Consider the following 17,819-nt stretch of genomic DNA (forward strand, 5'->3'; position numbering starts at 1 on the left):
CCAATGCAAGGAAAGGCGTTGAACATAGTTGATAGCCCCCGAGCCATCGACAAAAACAGAGGAGGAAAACGAACCATGTGTAAGTTTGCAGTTCTAAAAAGCACGATTGCAGGGATGCTTATGGTGCTTGCCGTCAGCGCACCTGCCTGGGCGAAAGATAAGATCGTGGTGTACACGGGCATCAACGAGGAGCGGTTCACTAGCGCACTAAAGCAAGAATTTACTCGCCAGACCGGGATCGATGTCGACATGTTGGTCATCCCTGCAAATGGAACTATGATCGCCCGGATTGAGACCGAAAAGAATCGGCCTCGAGCAGATGTGATCGTGGATACGACAGTTGACTTCCTTCAAAAACTCAAGTCAGAAGGATTGATTGAGCCATACAAAGCGAAGACCGAAACCCCCCAGTTTGTGCAACGCGGCTATGCCGATAACGACGGCTACATGCACGGCTGGTTTGCTATCGTCCCGACCATATTTTGGAACAAAGAGCAGTTTGCATCTGATTCATCACTCAAAGGAGTTCAGCCCCCAACCTCCTGGCAAGATCTGCTGAACCCGGCGTTCAAGGGCAAAGTAATAGTACCCAACCCTCAGACTACGGCGATGGGAGCCGTAATGTACATCACGCAAATTTTCCGGCTGGGGGAAGCAAACGCATGGGAGTACGCGCGCAAGCTTAACAACAATATCGCGCAATACACAGCATCTGCTTCGCTACCGGTCGCTCTGGTAGAGCGTGGCGAAGGTACGATTGGTGTCGCATGGTCTAACAACGTGCTAGCCGCCACGATGGGCCGTGGCCAGAAGCTAGGCTATGCGATTCCCCAAGACAATGCGGTCTCCGTTTGGGTTGCCGGTATCGTTAAAGGGGGACCTAATCCTGACGCCGCGCGCAGATTTATTGATTTCCTGCAGAGCGATTATGTGCAGCAGGCGGCGCCCAGGCTTGGATATCTGCTTCCGGTCAGTTCCAGTGTCCCTCCACTCGAAGGGATGCCCGCTCTCTCATCTATTAGAACGGTGAAGTACGATCACGACTGGGCGACAAAGAATATGGACCGCGTTTGCAAACAGTGGGCGAAAGAGACAAACAATTAGGAAAGGTCTTATGTGGACGCCTCCCGGATTGCAAACAGTGTTGCGATTTTTGGCTTTCAGGTAAAGGCAGCACGCTTATGTCCGGCCCGTTTTCGCAGGTCAGTATGCTGTATTGAGCTGCTCCCCCTGCGTCACACTAGATGTCGCCTCTGATTTTCTTAATTTGAAGAACTCAGAGGTGCAGGTTGAATGCCAAACAGACGTATTCTGTCGAATTCAGGGAGCAGGCGCTGGCAAAGGTCCTGCAACGAGGCAACCGGTCCGTAGGGCGCTGTCAGGTTGATGGGTAGGCGGCGGTAGAATGAGCCCATGAAAAAAACGAAATCGCTTTATCACGGCCACCGCTTCCCTGCTATCGTGATCAGCTGCGCGGTTCGCTGGTATTTCCGGTTCAGCCTGAGCCTGCGCGACATCGAGGAGTTGCTGCTCGAGCGCGGTGTCGTGGTCACGTACGAAACAATCCGTTGCTGGTGCGACAAGTTCGGCGCTGAATTCGCCCAGTACTCCAAGGCAGTGCGGCGGAAGCCGGGCAGGACCTGGCATCTGGACGAGATGTTCGTGACGCTGCGCGGCGAGCCGTATCTATTGTGGCGTGCGGTCGACGAGCATGGCGCCGAACTCGACGTGCTGGTGCAAAAGCGACGCGACAAGACCGCGGCAAAGCGCTTCTTCCGACGGGTGCTACGTTCAAACCCTGTGCCGCGCAGGATCGTCACCGACCAGCTGCGCAGTTATCCGGCGGCGAAGGCTGAAATTCCGGAGCTCGCCCACGTAAAGCACGTTTCTGTCAAAGCGGCTGCTCGCGTGAACAACCGTGCCGAGAACAGCCACCAGCCGACCCGCAGGCGCGAACGCCAGATGTGCGGCTTTCGGGATGTGGGTCGCACGCAGGCGTTTCTCTCGTGCTTCGGCCCGATCCGGCAGCACTTCGCGTTGTCCAGACATCAGATGAACGCGGCATCTCATCGCGCCATACTCAAAGAGCGCCTTGCCACATGGCATGCCTGGACCGTCTCTTCAGCAGTCGGGAAAGTTATCTGATAAGGATAACTATGTTTGAGCCACTCAGATGGTCTACGGCCTTCAACTTGACAGAGCCGTTACCGCCACTGCCAGCTGCGTGGCTGTGCATTGAGAGATCAAGTCGATATCTGGATGCCCGGTCTCTATTGCCGAACGGCCGCTAGGCGTCTCCGTAAGAATCGAACTGAATGTCCCTTGTTGGCCCGACCGCCGCCTGATGCGAAGCGCATCGGCAACCCGAACGCCGCACGCATGCGATTGGCAGCGGGCAACCCGTTGCCGCCGGTCGCCATGTTGCGACCCGCGAGACGCGTTTCGGACTAGAGTGGCCATCCGCAGGGTGAGTTTGTTCGTGAGTTCACAGCGATCGCCAACATTCGAGCAGCTGCATGCCGGCGCTGCAAGCGCCCGACAGCGCGACGCCGCCCGTTACGGCGGTTTGCCAAATTAGCAGCTATCGGTCGACCCCCATGATAGAACAGCTTGGACGTCTCACGACGGACACGCCGCTGCAGTTCAAGCGCGCCAACCAAGCGTAAGGGGAGACGCTGCGCGCCGGCCTGTGACGGACTTCACAACTCCATCACTATGTGATCTGTCGACACCTTCCGATACCGTCTCACCGCCGGCGAGAAATCGGCGGCACGTACCGGGCTTCTAATTTCGTCGGCCGCCAGTTGGCGTCGTCGGTTGCGCTGCGCTGGATCGGCGACCGGCACCGCGGCGAGCAGACGCTTCGTGTAAGGATGCTGCGGATCGCCGAACACGGCGTCACGCGGCCCGATCTCAACGATCTCGCCGAGATACATCACGGCGACGCGATGACTGATGCGCTCGACGACGGCCATGTCGTGCGAAATGAACAGATACGCGAGGCCGATGCGCGCCTGCAGATCGAGCATCAGATTGACCACCTGCGCTTTCACAGACACGTCCAGCGCCGACACCGCTTCGTCCGCGATTATCAGCTTCGGCTCCAGCGCGAGCACGCGCGCGATGCAGATGCGTTGCCGCTGACCGCCGGAAAACTCGTGCGGATATCGATCGGCCATATCGGGCGACAGTCCGACCTGACGCAGCAGCTGCATGGCGAGCGCGTGCGCGTCCTGCCGGTTCGCGAGTCCGTTCGCCAGCAACGGTTCGGCGATGATCGCGCCGACCGTGGCGCGCGGATTGAGCGACGCGAACGGATCTTGAAAGATCATCTGGATTCCGCGCCGCTTCTCGCGCCGGCGCTCGCCCTTCAGCTTGAGCAGATCGATCCCGTCGAGCTCGACGGAACCTGCGAGCGGCTCGTTCAGGCACATCAGCGAGCGGCCCGTCGTCGATTTGCCGCATCCCGATTCGCCCACCAGCGCGAGCGTCTCACCCGGCTGCACCGCGAACGAAATGTTCTCCACCGCGTGCACGCGTCCCCTGACCTTGCCGAGCAGTCCGGAGCGGATATCGAAGCGCGTCGTCAGCGCGCTCACCTTGAGCACCGGCTGCGTGCCCGCGCGCACCGTATCGGGTGACTCGGCCGGCACGTCCGAGCGGCCGGTCTCGCGATTGACTGCCGGAAAGCGCAGCGGCGCTTTGCGTCCCGCCATCGAGCCGAGCCGCGGCACGGCGGATAGCAGCGCGCGTGTGTACGGCTTGGACGGCTCGCGGAAAATCATCTCGGTCGTGTTCGATTCGACCTCGCGGCCGTCGTACATCACCATCACCCGATCGGCGATCTCCGCAACCACGCCCATGTCGTGCGTGATGAACAGCACCGACATGCCGTCTTCTGCCTGCAGGCTCTTGATCAGATCGAGCACCTGCGCCTGTATCGTCACGTCCAGCGCGGTCGTCGGTTCATCGGCGATCAGCAGTTTCGGCTTGCACGCGAGCGCCAGCGCGATCATCACGCGCTGACGCATGCCGCCCGAGAACGCGTGCGGATAGTCGCGCACGCGCGAGGCGGCGGCCGGAATACGCACCTTGTCGAGCAGACGGACGGACTCGGCGTCTGCTGCGCTTTTCGACAGACCGCGATGCAGCACCAGCGATTCGGCGATCTGGAACCCGACCGGCAGCACCGGATTGAGCGACATCATCGGCTCCTGGAAGATCATGCCGATCTCGTTGCCGCGGATCTCGCGCATCGTTTCGAGCCCGAGCAGCTCGCGTCCGTTGAGCCTGACGCTGCCTTGGATGCGACTGGTCACGCGGCTCGTCAGCTGCATGATCGACAGCGCCGTGACGCTCTTGCCAGAGCCTGATTCGCCGACGATCGCGAGCGTTTCGCCCGGCGCCATGTCGAACGAAATCCCCTCCACGACGGAGCGCCAGACGCCGCCCACTCGAAATGAAGTCGACAGATCCGAGACCGACAATACCGGTGAAGTCATGAGCGTTCGTTCCTGTGCACAGCGATAAGACGCTGATTTCCGTGTTGCATAAAATTCGTCGCTTAAACGTTAGCGCGTGCCGATCCGCAAGCCGAACGTCTTGGGGATCGCCGCGGCGACGCGCGGGAGAAACCCCGCGCTTTTGCCAAACTCCTCGGCCTCCTCACAACCCAGAATGCCCCAGCGAACGAAGCGACCGCCGACATAGCGAAACGGCTCGGGCGGGAGCGACCTCAGCTCGCGCGTGCAGAGCGGCAGGCTGCTCCACTCGTCTTTCGTGCCGAGCACGAGCGACGCGAGACACTGGCCGCCGATGTACGTCGGATTGACGCCGTGTCCCGAATAACCGCAGCCGTAGTGGACCCGCGTACCCGACACCGTGCGGAAGACCGGTAGGCGATCGAACGACACGTCGATGCCGCCGCCCCACACGCGATCGATCGCGACATCGGCGAACGCGGGCAGCAGGCGCCGCAAGCCGCGCTCGGCGCGTCCGGCCGACGCGGCGTCCGTGGTCAGCTGCGGATTCGCCGTGTCGCCGCCGAAGCTGATCGGCCCGGAACCGGAACCCATCAGCACGCGGCCGTCGATCGTCTTGCGGAAGTAATGCACGAACATCCGCAGATCGGCGATGCCTTCGTCGCGGTTCCAGTTCATCGAGGCAAGCTTTTCCGGCGCGGGCTGCGTCATTAGCGCGTACGACGAGAACACCGTCATCAGCGGCGCGATTTCCTTGCGCTTGACCAGCTCGATGTTGGTCGCGAGCACCACTTCCTTTGCGACGATCTCACCGTTTGGACACACGACGCGGTTGGGCGTGCCGGCGTCGATCCGTGTCATCGGCGTCTTCTCGAACACCATCACGCCCGCCGCAATCGCCGCCCGGCGCAGTTCGCGCGCGAGCCGCGCGGGCTGAACGTTCGCGCCTTCGGGAAAGAACAGGCCGCCGCGAAACACCGGCGAGCGGCAATGCTCGGCGACCTGCTCGGGAGTCAGCGGCTGCACGCTTTCCGGCACGCCGAGATGGCGCGCCGTCTCGACATACGTAGTTAGCTTGGCGTCCTGCGCCGCAGCGGCGGACACGCGCACGTTGCCGCTCTCGCGCCACCACACGTCGCGCCCGGGCGCGGTGGCGAACGCTCTGATGCCGTCCTGCGCGCGCGTGCCTGCGCGGGCGACGGCCAGCGCGCCGTCGGGTCCGATGTTGGCGGCCATACCGGCGAGCGACGCCCAGTAGCCGTGAACCTTGCCGCCGTTCTTGCCGCTTGCGCCCGAGCCGCATAGCGACGCCTCGATCAGCGCGACCGATAGATGCGGCGCGCGCTCACGCAACGCGAGCGCGGTCCACAGGCCCGTGAACCCGCCGCCGACGATCGCGACATCGACCGTGAGCGGTCCGGAAAGCGGTGGCGCGTCGGGCTGGCCGCGCTCGTTGCGCAGCGCTTCGTCGAACCACCAGGAAGGATCGTGGGGCTTAGCACTCGATGGATGCATGTTGTCCGCCAAGACACGTTGAGCGAAAGGAACGGAAAGCGACGCAGCTCAGACCACCGCCTGCACCTGGATTTCCACGAGGATCTTGTCGTGGGCGAGCCGCGATTCGACGGTGGCGCGAGCCGGCGGCTGATCGTGATCGACCCAGGCTTCCCACGCCTCGTTCATCTCGGCGAATTGCGCGATGTCTTTCAGCCAGATGTTGGCGACCGCGATGCGCGTCTTGTCGGTGCCGACTTCGCGCAGATACTCGTCGATCTGCGCGAGGATGTCGACGGTCTGCGCCTTCACGTCGCCGTCTCGATTTTTTGCGGTGAGACCCGACAGAAACGCGAAGCCGTTCGCAACCAGTGCCTTGCTGAGACGTCCAGTCACTTCGTGACGCTTGATCATCGGAAAGCCTTTTATGGGTGGGTAAGTCGTGGAGATCCACGGCGAGCGTCGAATGCGTCGAGTCGTGCGCCGCGGGCTAGACGTGTGAATCGCGTATGTTGATGATCCAGAGCACCTTCGCTTCTTCCTGCCACGGATTGCTGATCTGATGCGCGATCGTGCTCTTGAACTGGAAGCTGTCGCCGTCGCGCACTTCGAGCGTTTCGTTGCCGATCGTCAGCCTCACCTTGCCCGACAGCACGTAGCCGCCCTTGTCGCCGGGACCGGTCAGCACGTCGTCGCTTTGCGCGCCGGGCGGCAGCGTCAGGATCATGAATCGCAGCTCGTCGTTGTCGGTCGGCGACAACAGCTCCTTGGTGAACTGATTGGTGCCGGACACGATGCACGGCCGATTCTCGCGCCGGCGAAGGTGCGGCGATTCGCGTGTAGCCGCCACGCCGTCGTCTTCGAGAAACGCCCACAGTGTCACCCCCAGCACCGTGCGCAGCTTCTGCAACGTGTTGATGGACGGATTGGATTGCCCGCGCTCGATCTGGCTGATCCGGCCAGCGGACACGCCGGACCTGCCCGCCAGATCCGTGATCGTGAGACCGCGCACCGACCGCAGATGCTTGAGCCGCCGGCCGATCTCAATCGATTCCGCGCGCTCGTCCTGATCCTCGGTGTCAGACTCGCCGAGTCTTGCTGTTGCCATTTTTGACGCCTGTATTCACTTTATTGAATCCGAAGCCGGACAAAAGCGCCTGCCCGATCTTCGTCACGCATCGTCCGATGACCTAGAAGCCTTTCGCCATGGTAACTCAGCACGGAGAATCACCCATTTAGGGTTTTCGATAGCCCAATCGGTCTTGACATCAATTTTTAATTTATTGAAACTGGTTTTAATCGCCTGAAGCCGACGAGCGCGTCTCCGGGCCGAGCATCGATCGCGGTCAAACCAGAGAGACGTGATGAAAAGAGTGCCGAACACCCCAGCAACGATCAGAACGGATGCCGTCTCGCTCGATCGACGCAAATTTCTCGGGCAAAGCGTAGGCGCGCTGGCCGGGTTGTCCGCGCTCTCGCTGCCAGCGTTCGCCGCCGACGCGAGCGCATCGGCGGCGGCCGCGGGCAAACGCGCGGGCATGGTGGTGGTCGGTATGTCGCAGGAACCGACCGCCTTCAATCCGCTGATGCCGGGCGTCGAATGCGACGAGGTAATCTGGACCAACGTGTTTAGCACGCTCTGGACGGCCGAACCGGACGGCTCCCTGCGCCCCGATCTCGCCGTCGATATTCCGAGCGAAGCCAACGGCGGCATCACCGACGGCGGCAAGACGTGGACCGTCAAGCTGCGCAACGACGTGCTGTGGCACGACGGCACGAAGTTCACCGCCGAGGACGTCAAATATTCGATTGAACTGATCAACGCGCCGGCCTTTCGGTCGCGCGCGCGCATCGGCCACAACCTCGTCAAGGACATCGTCGTCAAAGGACCGAACGAGATCTCGTGGCACATGGAACGCGCCTATTCGCCGTACTTCGCGCTGCTCGCCAACACTCAGATCGTGCCGAAGCATATCCTCGGCAAAGCCTCCGATCCGAACACTGCGCCGTTTAACAACGCGCCGGTCGGCACCGGCCCGTTCAGGTGGGGCACGCGCACGCCCGGCGATAACATCACGCTGGTCGCCAATGAGCGCTATCACGGCAAGGGACCGTTCCTCGAGAAGGTCGTGCTGAAGTACATTCCTGATCTCACCGCGCTCTACACGCAGTTCCGCACCGGCCAGGTGGACTTCGTCCCGGTGCCCGGCATTCCGGCGAACTACTATCAGGAAGCGTCCCACCTGCCGGGACGCAAGATCGCGCTCTCGACCAACGGCAATCTCGAAGTCGTGATGCCGAACCTCGGCAACAAGGCGTTCGCCGACAAGTCCGTGCGTCAGGCGCTGTACACGGCGCTCGACAAGCAGGGTATCATCGACGCGATCTACTACGGCGTCATGAAGCCGACCGAATCGTTCATTCCCATGGAGTCGTGGGCGTATTTTCCGGGTCTACCGAAGCAGAGCAAGAACGCCGCCGCCGCGAACAAAATGCTCGACGCGGCCGGCTGGATGAGGGGCTCGAACGGCATGCGCAGCAAGAACGGCGTGCCACTCCAGTTCGACATGTCGACCACCACTGGCAACGTGTTGCGCGAGCAGTGCCAGCAGCTGATCATGCAGGACTGGCAGGACATCGGCGTGTCGATGAAGATCAGGAACATGCCGGCCGCGATCATTTGGGGAGAGTTCTATTCGCGCTCACAGTTCCAGTCGCTGCTGGTCGGCACATCGTTCCGGACCGGCGCCGATCCCGATCCTGCCAACCGCTTCAGTTCCAGCGCGATCCCGCTCAAGGGCGGCAGCGGCGGCAACTACATGCAATGGTCGAACGCCGCCGCCGACAGGCTGATGGCCGACGGTGAAGCGACCTTCGATCAGGCCAAACGCGAGGACATCTACCGCCAGTTGCAGATCATCGTGCGCGAGGAACTGCCGATCCTGCCGCTCTTCCAATACTCGTTCATCGAGGGCATGAAAGACAATCTGCTCGGCTATCGCCCAAACGTGAACCAGCGTCAGAACTGCTGGAACATGAACGAGTGGTCGTGGAAGATGAAGAGCTAGACATCGACCCATAGAGGACCGCACCCATGCTGCCTTTTCTCGCCCGCCGCGCGATCCACTCCGTGGTGCTGCTTCTGATCGTATCGGTGATAGGCTTCGTAATCCTGCATCTCGCCCCGGGCGGCCCGCTATCGCAGTTCGCGGCCTCCGGCGATATGAGCCAGGCTGATCTGGACCGCCTGTCGGCGCAGCTCGGTCTCGATCGCCCGTTGCCGATCCAGTACGTCGAGTGGCTGTGGCGCATGCTCAAGGGCGACTGGGGCCTGTCCTATCGCGATCAGCACGCGGTCACGTCGATCATTGCCTCGCACATCGGCGCGACGCTCGAACTGATGTTCTGCTCGACCTTGCTCGCGATGTTCATCGGCGCGTGCATCGGCATTCTCGGCGCGGTGCGGCGCTATTCGCTGTTCGATTCGATCGCCACCGTGGGCGCTATGATCGCGTTGTCGATTCCGACGTTCTGGTTCGGGATCGTCGTCATCTACGTGTTCGCCGTGCATCTGAACTGGCTGCCCGCCGGCAACCGGATGACCGAAGGCGACGGCTCATTTTTCGACTACGTGCATCACCTGATCGGACCGTGCGTGGTGCTCGCGCTGGTAACGACCGCAGCGTGGAGCCGCTATATGCGCTCTTCGATGCTCGAAGTGATCAATCAGGATTACATCCGCACCGCGCGCGCCAAGGGCGTGCCCGAATATCAGATCGTCATGCGCCACGCGCTGCGCAACGCGCTCCTGCCGATGATCACCATCACCGGCCTGCACGTGCCGACGCTGCTGTCCGGCGCGCTCGTGACCGAGACGGTGTTCACCTGGCCCGGCATTGGGCGGCTCTTCTTCGATTCCATCAGCTACCGTGACTATCCGACCGTGATGGGCATCCTGATGTTTAGCGCCGTGCTCGTGCTGCTTGGCAACCTGATCGCCGATCTGCTGTATGGTTTCGCGGATCCCCGCATCGCCGGCGACCATCGATGAGCGAGACATCCACCGTGGCCACCGAACCGTCCGTCACAAACCCAAGCAAAGCCGTCGGCATGAGCCCGGCGCTGGGCCGCTTCTGCCGTCACAAACTGGCGATCTTCGGCGCCCTCTGCATCGTGCTAATGGCGCTCGCGTGCGTCGCCGGTCCGTCGCTACTCGCCTATACCGATACCTACATCGACATCCGGCATCGGCTGTTACCGCCGTTCTCGGGCGCGCACATTCTCGGCACCGATCCGCTGGGCCGCGACGTGCTCGCGCGGCTCTTGATGGCCGGCCGCATTTCGCTGTCGATCGGCTTCTTTGCGATGTCGATCAGTATGGTGATCGGCGTATGCGTGGGGCTGATCGCCGGATATTTCGGCGGCTTCGTCGGCACTGCGCTGATGCGTCTGGTCGACGGTGTGCTGTGCTTTCCGTCGATCTTCTTGCTGCTGGCGATCTCCGCGATCATCTCCCCGTCCGTTCCGTCGATCGTCTTTCTCATCGCGATCACGACATGGATGGAAGTCGCACGCGTCGTCGAAGCGCAGATTCGCTCACTGAAAACGCGCGACTTCGCGCTGGCCGCGCTGTCGATGGGCTCGTCGCACTCGCGCATCATGTTCCGCGAGCTGTTGCCGAACGCGGCCGCGCCGATCGTCGTCGCAGCGACGCTGAATGTCGCCTACGCAATCCTCGCGGAAAGCTATATCTCGTTTCTCGGCTTCGGCATCCAGCCGCCCACGCCGAGCTGGGGAAACATGCTGGACAACGCGCAGACGTATCTGACGAGCGCGCCGTGGCTCGCCATCGTTCCCGGCCTGGCGATCACGCTGGCCGTAACGAGCTTCAACTTCGTCGGGGACGGCCTGCGAGATGCGCTTGATCCTCGAAATGAGACGTAGGACCGCCCCGTTTGATCTGTGCGGAGCTGCGAGCCAAGCGCTTGCAACGCTGTAGCATTCGCCACTTCCTCGGCAGACGACAGGTACGTAAGTAAATGTGGCGGCTTCACTCTCCAGCGCTGCTAAAATCGAAGCCTTAACTCACCGCTAAGCTTCATTCGTCTTCATCAACGACGATGATTTCGACGCCCGAAGCAATGCTGATGCGGTGCATCGCAGACATGCTTGTTCGTTGGGAGAGCAACCGAACGACCGTCCGCGAACGCCCCACTTAAGAGACATACGCGTGGGCACGAAGGCAGCGTGGAATGAAAGAGTCGTCGCTCCGAGCTGCGGTTTGATTGCCGCTGCGGATCGCTTTATCCCCAGTACGGACGAACTTGTGGCTGACGTCGAGATCGACGAGGAAGTGCGGCCGGCGTCGGTGAAAGGAGATGGTGCGGTAGCGCTCAAGCTGCTGGTGTCGTGGCGTCCTGACGAGCCAGCTGAGCGTCGTCAAGCGATGGTTGCCGACTTCGTTGCACGGTGCCAAGCCGCCGGTCTGATCAGCATCATCGAACCTGTGTCGAAGAAGGCCCGTGACGTCTGGACCTAGGACACAAATAAAGGAATCGTCGCGGCTGCGCGCGAACTCGGCGCTATGGGTGCCGACCTTTATAAGGCAGAGGTACCGCGCCACGGTAAGGGCGGCGAGCGCATCGTGCGCGACGAGTGCGCCGAGATCACCAAGTTTGTGAAAGGTCCTTGGGTGGTTCTTTCCTCAGGGGTTGCTCCGGACGACTTCCCGGTCGCGGTGGAATGGGCGTGTCGAGAGGGTGCGTCTGGCTTCTTGGCAGGCCGCGCTGTCTGGCGCAACGTAATCGGTACGGCAGACATGCAACGGGAACTGGCGGGCGACGCAACGGACCGTCTGAAGCGCTTGTGCGATGTCGTCGACCGGGTCATCGGATAAGTCCGAAGCGGACCTTCTGCTGAAATTGCCTTGTCCGGTATCGCCATGACCCCTGAAGGTGACCAAATTCCGCTAAGCATCTCCGGAAAACAGGCAGTAGTCCTACTGGTCAAAAGTCAACTGGTCGACCCAAAGCTCAGTCGGTCGCATTCAGAGGCTCGCTTGCTGTTTGATTTTTCTTGCGCGACCGGTCTGTGGGCGAGCAACTTTGTCGGCGCGATGCTTTGCGATTTCCGTGCCGACGATGCGGTGCCCTCTGGCTCACCCGCGTTGACAAACGCCGTGGCACGGCAACAGTACCTTGTCCAGATTCTGGCGGTTTTTCGTCGGTTGCTGCCCTGCTCTATTTTTCCGTTTTCTGAAGCGCCTCGGTGAAGGACAAGCTGCAAGCTGGCGGAAGGCGGAACGGTTCACGGCGCAGGGCATCTGCAGCACGTAACGGCGGACTGCTCCGAGAGTCACGCTTTGCGCTCCAACGCAATGCGTCTCCGGCGCGGACGCCTTGACGTGTTTCGGCAAGGTACGTACCGGAGCCGGACGGTAATCAGCGCCAATTGGGGATTGCCGCGCTGGAAGATAAAATCGTCCAGCGCGCTGTATCGCAGTGTTGAACGCGATATGCGGGGAAACTTTCTCGGATTCTAGTTCGGGTTCCACCGACTTGCCGCCCGCGGGCGGTCAATGTCAGATATTTACCACGACACGGCCGGTGAGTTTCCCAGCGCCAAATCGTCCTGCTGTCTCAATCACGTCATCAAGCTCAATTGTCTTCGTGATCTGCGCCAGCTTTTTTCGGTCCAGTTCCTCGGCCAGTCTGCTCCACGCTTCTGCGCGCCGCTCCATTGGGCACATGACCGAATCGACGCCCACCAGACTGACGCCTCGCAGAATGAACGGAGCCATCGTTGCGGGGAAATCCATCCCCTGGGCCAAACCGCAGGCTGCAACGGAACCACCGTATCGGGTCTGCGCACACGCGTTTGCGAGCGAATGCGACCCGACGCTATCGACGACGCCCGCCCAACGCTCCTTTTGAAGCGGCTTGCCGGAACCTGAAAGCGTCTCGCGCGCGATCAGAGATGACGCACCAAGCGCCCGGAGAAATTCGCCCTCCTCCGGCTTGCCGGTCGAACCAACAACCGTATATCCCCACGAACTCAGCAACGAAATGGCGAACGTGCCTACGCCGCCGGTCGCACCAGTCACCAGAATTTCGCCGTCCTCGGGCCGCACGCCGTTTCTTTGCAGCGCCATGCAGCAGAGCATCGCCGTGTAGCCGGCGGTGCCAATTGACATGCAATCGGCGGTCGACATCGTCGAGGGTACGGATTGCAGCCAACTGCCGGGCAAGCGCGCCTTTTCGGCGAGACAGCCCCAATGCGCTTCGCCCAGCCCCCAACCATTGATGAACGCCAGATCACCTGCTATCCAGCGGGGATCGCTGGATTCGAGCACTTCTCCTGCGCCATCGATCCCCGCCACCATCGGCCATTTACGAACGACTGGGGAAAGGTTGCCGATTGCAAGGCCATCCTTATAGTTGAGCGTCGAATGCATCACGCGGAGGAGCACGTCGCCTTCGGCTAGTGAGTTGCCATCGAGCGCGCTGTCGTCGAGTGTGTCGAGCGCGGCCGAAAAGCTTCCGCTTTCGTCCTTCTGAAGATACACAGCTTTGAATGACATCAATGATTCTCCGTGATTGGCTCAGGCAGTTCAGGCGACGTTGGTGAAGACCGGCTTACGCTTTTCCAAAAACGCCTTCACACCCTCGGCCGCATCCGATTCCTTCTGGAGCATACGCGCCGTCGACCGCTCGAATTGTTCAGCTTGGGCGACGCCCGACGTTTCCGCGAGCAGGACGCCTTGCTTGATAGCGCTGACGACAGCGGGCGCATTGCCGCCGATCGCTTCTGCCAACGTCAACGCGGTCGATAGCGCCCCGCCCACGGGCACCAGACGGCTCACAAAGCCACTCCTGAAGGCGTCTTTTGCAGACAAAGGCGCGCCGGTCAACATCATTTCGAGTGCGGCGGAGCGGCCCATCAGCAATGGCAGCCTTCCGATCTGACCTCCTTCGGGCAGCATGCCCAAGCGTGCGCCGGGCGATCCGAAGGTAGCGTTCTCGCTCGCCACGCGCAAGTCACACGACATCGCCAGCATCAGCGCTGCCGCATAACAGTGCCCGTTGATCGCGGCGATCACGGGCTTCTTCATGCTCATCGGCTTGAGCACAGGACCTTCGTCCATGCCATCGGCATCCGAACTGGCTCCCGTCGATAGATCGTTGAGGTCGTGTCCGCTCGAGAACGCGAGATCGCCTGCACCGGTGACGACGACCGCGCGAATTGCCGGATCCGCGTCGGCGAGTTCAAACTGGGACAAAAGCTCTTGCGACATCAAACCTTCGAACGCGTTGCGCTTACGTTCATTGGATATGGTTACGATGCGGATTGCATTATGCGTCGTCGTGCGAATTTCGGCCATGGCTGCTCCGTTTTCGGTCATGCGGCTGGGGCCGCTATATTCGTCGGTGTGAGTCAGTGTGCTTTGCATTTGTTTGGTTCGGTGTTTTTGCGTGTCGGTCAGCGCCAGCAGCGCTCTTTCAAGTCATATGCGCCAACCCGCAAATCGGCCTTCTCTGTGCGCAATACTTTTTTCTGCACTCGCTGCGAGTCGGTCAGGGGAAGCGATTCGCGATATTCGACATACCGCGGCAACTTGAACGTTGCGAGCAGCGGCTTGCAATAGTCGATAATGCGCTGTGGCGTCACCGTTTCAGCACTCGCGCCCGGCGCCAGCTGAATGTATGCCTTCACCTCTTCTTCGTGATACGGATCAGGCACAGCGATCACCGCCGCGTCCTGAATCTCGGGCATGCTGCGAAGTACGCTTTCCACCTCGCGAGCCGAAATATTTTCGCCATTGCGCCGGACCATGTCCTTCATTCTCCCGATGATGTAGACGTAGCCGTCTTCGTCCTGCCGCGCGATGTCCCCCGTGCGGAACCACTCGCCGCAATAGGCATCCTCGGTGGCTTCCGGTTGCTTGTAATACCCTTTGAACAAGCCGCGTCCGCGCACCATCAACTCTCCAGGGACGCCGGGCGCGACCGCATGCCCGGCTTCGTTGGCAACCTTGAGTTCACGAAAAGGCGCCGCGATCCCGCAACTGCCCGAACCACTCATCCGTTCAAGTGCGTTGGCCGGCACGTAAGCCGCGCCACCGATCTCCGTCATGCCGTAGTATTCCTGGCCGCGCACGTCGAAGCGTTGTTCGAAGTCACGATGATGCGCGGGCGAAAAGGCGAAGATCGTCGCGATCTTCAGCGAATTGCGAGCGTCTACGGGTGATGGCGGTTGCTTGTAGACCATATCGAATAGCGCGCAATAGTCACACTCATAAGCGGCGACATCGCGCATGAAGCGCTTCGCGCCTGATTTGCGCGGCAGGAACGCGCAGCCGCCGCTCACCATCGCGTTCAGAAAAATGCGTTGCCCGACCATGTAGAAGAGACTGGACCCGACATAGAAGCGCGACAGCGGCGTCCCAAAGAACTGTGTTGACGTATGCGCAAGAATCAGCCAGTAATCATGCGTCAGCATGCATGCCTTCGAAAAGCCCGTCGTCCCGGACGTGTACTGCAGATTGATCAGGTTGTCCCGATGGCGGCGCACATTGGGAGCCTGCAACCCCTCGGTGGCATCGAGTAGCGACGCCCATTCGTGCGAGCCTTCCGGGCCTTTTCCGCCCACGACGACGACGTTGCGCCAGTCGACTCGCAGCGCTGGCAGTTCGGCCAGACGCGGCAGAAACTCGGCATCGATCACAAGGAAGGTTGCGTCCGAGGTCTGCAGCACATAATCGATCTCGCGCGCGGTATAGGTCGCATTGACCGGCACGATGACCGCCTGCTGACGTGCAAGCGCGAGCCATGTCAGGGCGAACTCCTCACAGTTCCAGGTCATGACCGCGACGTGCGCACCGGGCACAATGCCAAGTCGGGTGAGCGCCGCGGCGGTGTGATCCACGCCCGCGAGCACTTCGCGCCACGTCCGTTGCTGGGCGCTGTCGATGAAATGCCATGCAGGCTTATCGCCGTGCGCGGCCACCGTCTCCTGCAACTGGTCATAGATCGACTCGGGGAAGACCATCGACTCCACGCGCCGGCGCAGCGACGCGGGATTTTCGGTATCGAAATTGGCAAACATAAGAGCCTTGTGACGATTGAAAAACTAGCTGGTTCGTTCGGAGCGCGCGGGCTTGTGCATCACCCACTCCGAAAAAAGAACACCGGCGACAGTGACGACGATCAGAACCGTCGCGACCGCGGCCACCACGGGCGTGAGGTCGTCACGAACATTCGCCCAGATACGCATCGGCAACGTCTCGTTGCGGCCCATGATAAAGAGTGCGACCACGAGCTCATCGAACGACACAAAGAAGGCGAAGATCGCCGATGTGACGATCGACGCGCGCAGCGAGGGCAACGTGACAAACCAGAACGCCTGCGCCGGGTTTGCACCCATCACCCGCGCGGCGAGCGCCAGCGTCTCGCCGCGCTGACGTAAAGCGCCCGACACGTTGATCACGACGAACGGCAACGCGAGCATGCCGTGCGCCATCACGATACCGATCATCGAACCGTATAAATGAAAGCGGTTGTAGATCAGCATGATGCCAAGCGCGACAATGATCACCGGCACGACCTGCGGGCTCAGAAATGCACCGCCGATCAGGCGATCCCAGCCTGTGGACCGCCGCAACGCAAGCGCCGACAAGGTGCCGAGCACGGTCGCGACCAGCGACGCCCAGAAGCCGATCGCGACGCTGCGCAGCGTCGCCGCGATCCAGCCGGGACTATTCAGGTAGCTCGCGAACCATTTCAGGGTGAAGCCCGTCGGTGGAAACCTGAGGTAGCTCGTCTCGCTGACCGACATGGGAATCACGAGGCACACGGGCAGCACGAGAAAGGCCAGGACCAGTGCTACATAAACAGGCAATAGCCACGCCCGGTACAAGCGTTCGTCGAGCGGAGTCATCGCGATCCTCCTTCGGTTGTGAGCGCGGTAAAGCGTCGCAGCAGGATACTTGCCGCCGCGACCACGATGAGGCCTGCCACGAGCAGCGTCATGCCCAGTGCGGAGCCTAGCCCCCAGTCGAGCGTTTCGCTGATCTGCTGGGCGATCAGGTTGGCGATCATCGAGTCCTTCGGTCCGCCTACCAGCGCCGGAGTGATGAAAAAGCCCAGTGCGAGCACGAAGGTCAGCATGCCCGCCGACACCGCGCCACTTGCGCTCAGCGGCATGAATACCTTGACGAACGCGCGTGCGGGCGTCGCGCCGAGAATGCGCGCGGCACTCAGCAGCGAGCGGTTGATGGTAGACATCGACGAGAACATCGTCAGGATGGCAATGGGCAATAGCACCTGAATCATCGCCGCATACACGGCGCCGCGCGTGTAAAGCAGATGCAAAGGCGTATCGGAAAGGCCGAGTGCCGCGACGAGACTGTTGACGAGCCCTTCCCGCCCCAGCAGCACGATCCAGCTGTAGGTGCGAATCAGAACACTGACCCACAGCGGAATCGTGATGAACAACAGCAGCAGGCGCTGCTGGCGTGGCGATCGAGTGACAAGAAAATAGGCGACCGGATAGCCTAAAATCACACAGGCGATACCGACTGTCATCGACAGGCGCAGCGTACTTAGCAGGATGGTGCGATACGCTCCGTCCGACAAAACCGGCGCGAAGTTCGCCAATGTCCACCCGTCCTCCCCGCGCACGCTCCAGATCGCGACCTCGCCGACAGGCACGACGAAGATAAAGACGAATAGCAGCGCGGCGGGTATCAACGGCCAGTACCGCCATTGCATGGACCGACGAAAAACCGCTTGACGCGCCGCAGGCTCGTCAACCGGCACCGGGGTTGATGTCATGCTCGCCTCTCTC

General features: G+C 61.2%; 15 protein-coding genes and 1 pseudogene. 7 read left to right on the forward strand and 9 right to left on the reverse strand.

Annotated elements, in window-relative coordinates:
• The first annotated feature begins 75 nt into the window (after positions 1 to 75).
• Both B0G81_RS38785 and B0G81_RS38790 read left to right on the forward strand, forming a co-directional pair.
• Positions 76 to 1,104, forward strand: a complete 1,029-nt coding sequence (locus tag B0G81_RS38785) for an extracellular solute-binding protein (RefSeq protein ID WP_166679177.1) — start codon at positions 76 to 78, stop codon at positions 1,102 to 1,104.
• Positions 1,105 to 1,413: 309 nt separating this feature from the next.
• Positions 1,414 to 2,145 carry an IS6 family transposase gene (locus tag B0G81_RS38790; RefSeq protein ID WP_134143462.1) on the forward strand — a complete coding sequence of 244 codons (732 nt, stop codon included), beginning with the start codon at positions 1,414 to 1,416 and terminating at the stop codon, positions 2,143 to 2,145.
• Between the two features lie 554 nt (positions 2,146 to 2,699).
• Here B0G81_RS38790 and B0G81_RS38795 read toward each other — a convergent pair.
• From B0G81_RS38795 to B0G81_RS38810, 4 genes are all read right to left on the reverse strand, one after another.
• Entirely contained in the window at positions 2,700 to 4,502 is a 1,803-nt protein-coding gene (locus B0G81_RS38795) for an ABC transporter ATP-binding protein (RefSeq protein ID WP_134143463.1), read from the reverse strand.
• A gap of 69 nt (positions 4,503 to 4,571) precedes the next feature.
• Entirely contained in the window at positions 4,572 to 5,996 is a 1,425-nt protein-coding gene (locus tag B0G81_RS38800; protein WP_134143464.1) for an FAD-dependent oxidoreductase, read from the reverse strand.
• A 48-nt stretch (positions 5,997 to 6,044) separates the two neighbouring features.
• Positions 6,045 to 6,389: a RidA family protein gene (locus B0G81_RS38805; RefSeq protein WP_134143465.1), complete on the reverse strand. Its 345-nt coding sequence runs from the start codon at positions 6,387 to 6,389 to the stop codon at positions 6,045 to 6,047.
• Positions 6,390 to 6,465: 76 nt separating this feature from the next.
• Positions 6,466 to 7,083, reverse strand: a complete 618-nt coding sequence (locus tag B0G81_RS38810; protein WP_134143466.1) for a cupin domain-containing protein — start codon at positions 7,081 to 7,083, stop codon at positions 6,466 to 6,468.
• Positions 7,084 to 7,339: 256 nt separating this feature from the next.
• On the opposite strand from B0G81_RS38810, the gene B0G81_RS38815 reads away from it, so the two are divergent.
• The 5 genes and pseudogenes from B0G81_RS38815 (at position 7,340) to B0G81_RS38835 (ending at position 12,246) form a co-directional block, all read left to right on the forward strand.
• On the forward strand, positions 7,340 to 9,043 hold the full coding sequence (locus B0G81_RS38815; protein WP_134143467.1) for a peptide ABC transporter substrate-binding protein: 1,704 nt from the start codon (positions 7,340 to 7,342) through the stop codon (positions 9,041 to 9,043).
• 26 nt (positions 9,044 to 9,069) lie between these two features.
• On the forward strand, positions 9,070 to 10,026 hold the full coding sequence (locus B0G81_RS38820; RefSeq protein WP_134143468.1) for an ABC transporter permease: 957 nt from the start codon (positions 9,070 to 9,072) through the stop codon (positions 10,024 to 10,026).
• A complete protein-coding gene (locus B0G81_RS38825; protein WP_134143469.1) occupies positions 10,023 to 10,919 on the forward strand; it encodes an ABC transporter permease in 897 nt (298 codons plus the stop codon). The genes B0G81_RS38820 and B0G81_RS38825 overlap by 4 nt, the downstream gene beginning before the upstream one ends.
• A gap of 286 nt (positions 10,920 to 11,205) precedes the next feature.
• Positions 11,206 to 11,871 (forward strand): annotated as a pseudogene (locus B0G81_RS45045) (hypothetical protein).
• A 30-nt stretch (positions 11,872 to 11,901) separates the two neighbouring features.
• Positions 11,902 to 12,246, forward strand: coding sequence for a hypothetical protein (locus B0G81_RS38835; RefSeq protein ID WP_134143470.1), 345 nt, complete (start codon positions 11,902 to 11,904; stop codon positions 12,244 to 12,246).
• Between the two features lie 309 nt (positions 12,247 to 12,555).
• On the opposite strand, the gene B0G81_RS38845 is transcribed toward B0G81_RS38835, so the two are convergent.
• The 5 genes from B0G81_RS38845 to B0G81_RS38865 are packed head-to-tail and all read right to left on the reverse strand — an operon-like array spanning position 12,556 to position 17,806.
• A complete protein-coding gene (locus B0G81_RS38845; protein ID WP_134143471.1) occupies positions 12,556 to 13,554 on the reverse strand; it encodes an MDR family oxidoreductase in 999 nt (332 codons plus the stop codon).
• Between the two features lie 30 nt (positions 13,555 to 13,584).
• Positions 13,585 to 14,424: an enoyl-CoA hydratase/isomerase family protein gene (locus B0G81_RS38850; RefSeq protein ID WP_243856839.1), complete on the reverse strand. Its 840-nt coding sequence runs from the start codon at positions 14,422 to 14,424 to the stop codon at positions 13,585 to 13,587.
• A 29-nt stretch (positions 14,425 to 14,453) separates the two neighbouring features.
• Positions 14,454 to 16,079: a class I adenylate-forming enzyme family protein gene (locus B0G81_RS38855; protein ID WP_134143472.1), complete on the reverse strand. Its 1,626-nt coding sequence runs from the start codon at positions 16,077 to 16,079 to the stop codon at positions 14,454 to 14,456.
• Positions 16,080 to 16,103: 24 nt separating this feature from the next.
• On the reverse strand, positions 16,104 to 16,910 hold the full coding sequence (locus tag B0G81_RS38860; protein ID WP_134143473.1) for an ABC transporter permease: 807 nt from the start codon (positions 16,908 to 16,910) through the stop codon (positions 16,104 to 16,106).
• The gene (locus tag B0G81_RS38865) at positions 16,907 to 17,806 is read right to left on the reverse strand and encodes an ABC transporter permease (protein ID WP_166679178.1); all 900 of its coding nucleotides are present in this window, start codon (positions 17,804 to 17,806) and stop codon (positions 16,907 to 16,909) included. The genes B0G81_RS38860 and B0G81_RS38865 overlap by 4 nt, the downstream gene beginning before the upstream one ends.
• Between the last annotated feature and the right edge of the window lie 13 nt (positions 17,807 to 17,819).

The organism is Paraburkholderia sp. BL6665CI2N2 (assembly GCF_004366535.1).
In the GTDB taxonomy this organism is placed as follows: domain Bacteria; phylum Pseudomonadota; class Gammaproteobacteria; order Burkholderiales; family Burkholderiaceae; genus Paraburkholderia.

Excerpts from the sequence above, each read along its gene's own strand:
- B0G81_RS38790 (WP_134143462.1), top strand. The coding sequence starts at position 1,414 with ATGAAAAAAACGAAATCGCTTTATCACGGCCACCGCTTCCCTGCTATC.
- B0G81_RS38825 (WP_134143469.1), top strand. The coding sequence starts at position 10,023 with ATGAGCGAGACATCCACCGTGGCCACCGAACCGTCCGTCACAAACCCA.
- B0G81_RS38865 (WP_166679178.1), bottom strand. The coding sequence starts at position 17,806 with ATGACATCAACCCCGGTGCCGGTTGACGAGCCTGCGGCGCGTCAAGCG.
- B0G81_RS38810 (WP_134143466.1), bottom strand. The coding sequence starts at position 7,083 with ATGGCAACAGCAAGACTCGGCGAGTCTGACACCGAGGATCAGGACGAG.
- B0G81_RS38855 (WP_134143472.1), bottom strand. The coding sequence starts at position 16,079 with ATGTTTGCCAATTTCGATACCGAAAATCCCGCGTCGCTGCGCCGGCGC.
- B0G81_RS38795 (WP_134143463.1), bottom strand. The coding sequence starts at position 4,502 with ATGACTTCACCGGTATTGTCGGTCTCGGATCTGTCGACTTCATTTCGA.
- B0G81_RS38845 (WP_134143471.1), bottom strand. The coding sequence starts at position 13,554 with ATGTCATTCAAAGCTGTGTATCTTCAGAAGGACGAAAGCGGAAGCTTT.
- B0G81_RS38785 (WP_166679177.1), top strand. The coding sequence starts at position 76 with ATGTGTAAGTTTGCAGTTCTAAAAAGCACGATTGCAGGGATGCTTATG.
- B0G81_RS38815 (WP_134143467.1), top strand. The coding sequence starts at position 7,340 with ATGAAAAGAGTGCCGAACACCCCAGCAACGATCAGAACGGATGCCGTC.
- B0G81_RS38820 (WP_134143468.1), top strand. The coding sequence starts at position 9,070 with ATGCTGCCTTTTCTCGCCCGCCGCGCGATCCACTCCGTGGTGCTGCTT.
- B0G81_RS38850 (WP_243856839.1), bottom strand. The coding sequence starts at position 14,424 with ATGCAAAGCACACTGACTCACACCGACGAATATAGCGGCCCCAGCCGC.
- B0G81_RS38800 (WP_134143464.1), bottom strand. The coding sequence starts at position 5,996 with ATGCATCCATCGAGTGCTAAGCCCCACGATCCTTCCTGGTGGTTCGAC.
- B0G81_RS38860 (WP_134143473.1), bottom strand. The coding sequence starts at position 16,910 with ATGACTCCGCTCGACGAACGCTTGTACCGGGCGTGGCTATTGCCTGTT.
- B0G81_RS38805 (WP_134143465.1), bottom strand. The coding sequence starts at position 6,389 with ATGATCAAGCGTCACGAAGTGACTGGACGTCTCAGCAAGGCACTGGTT.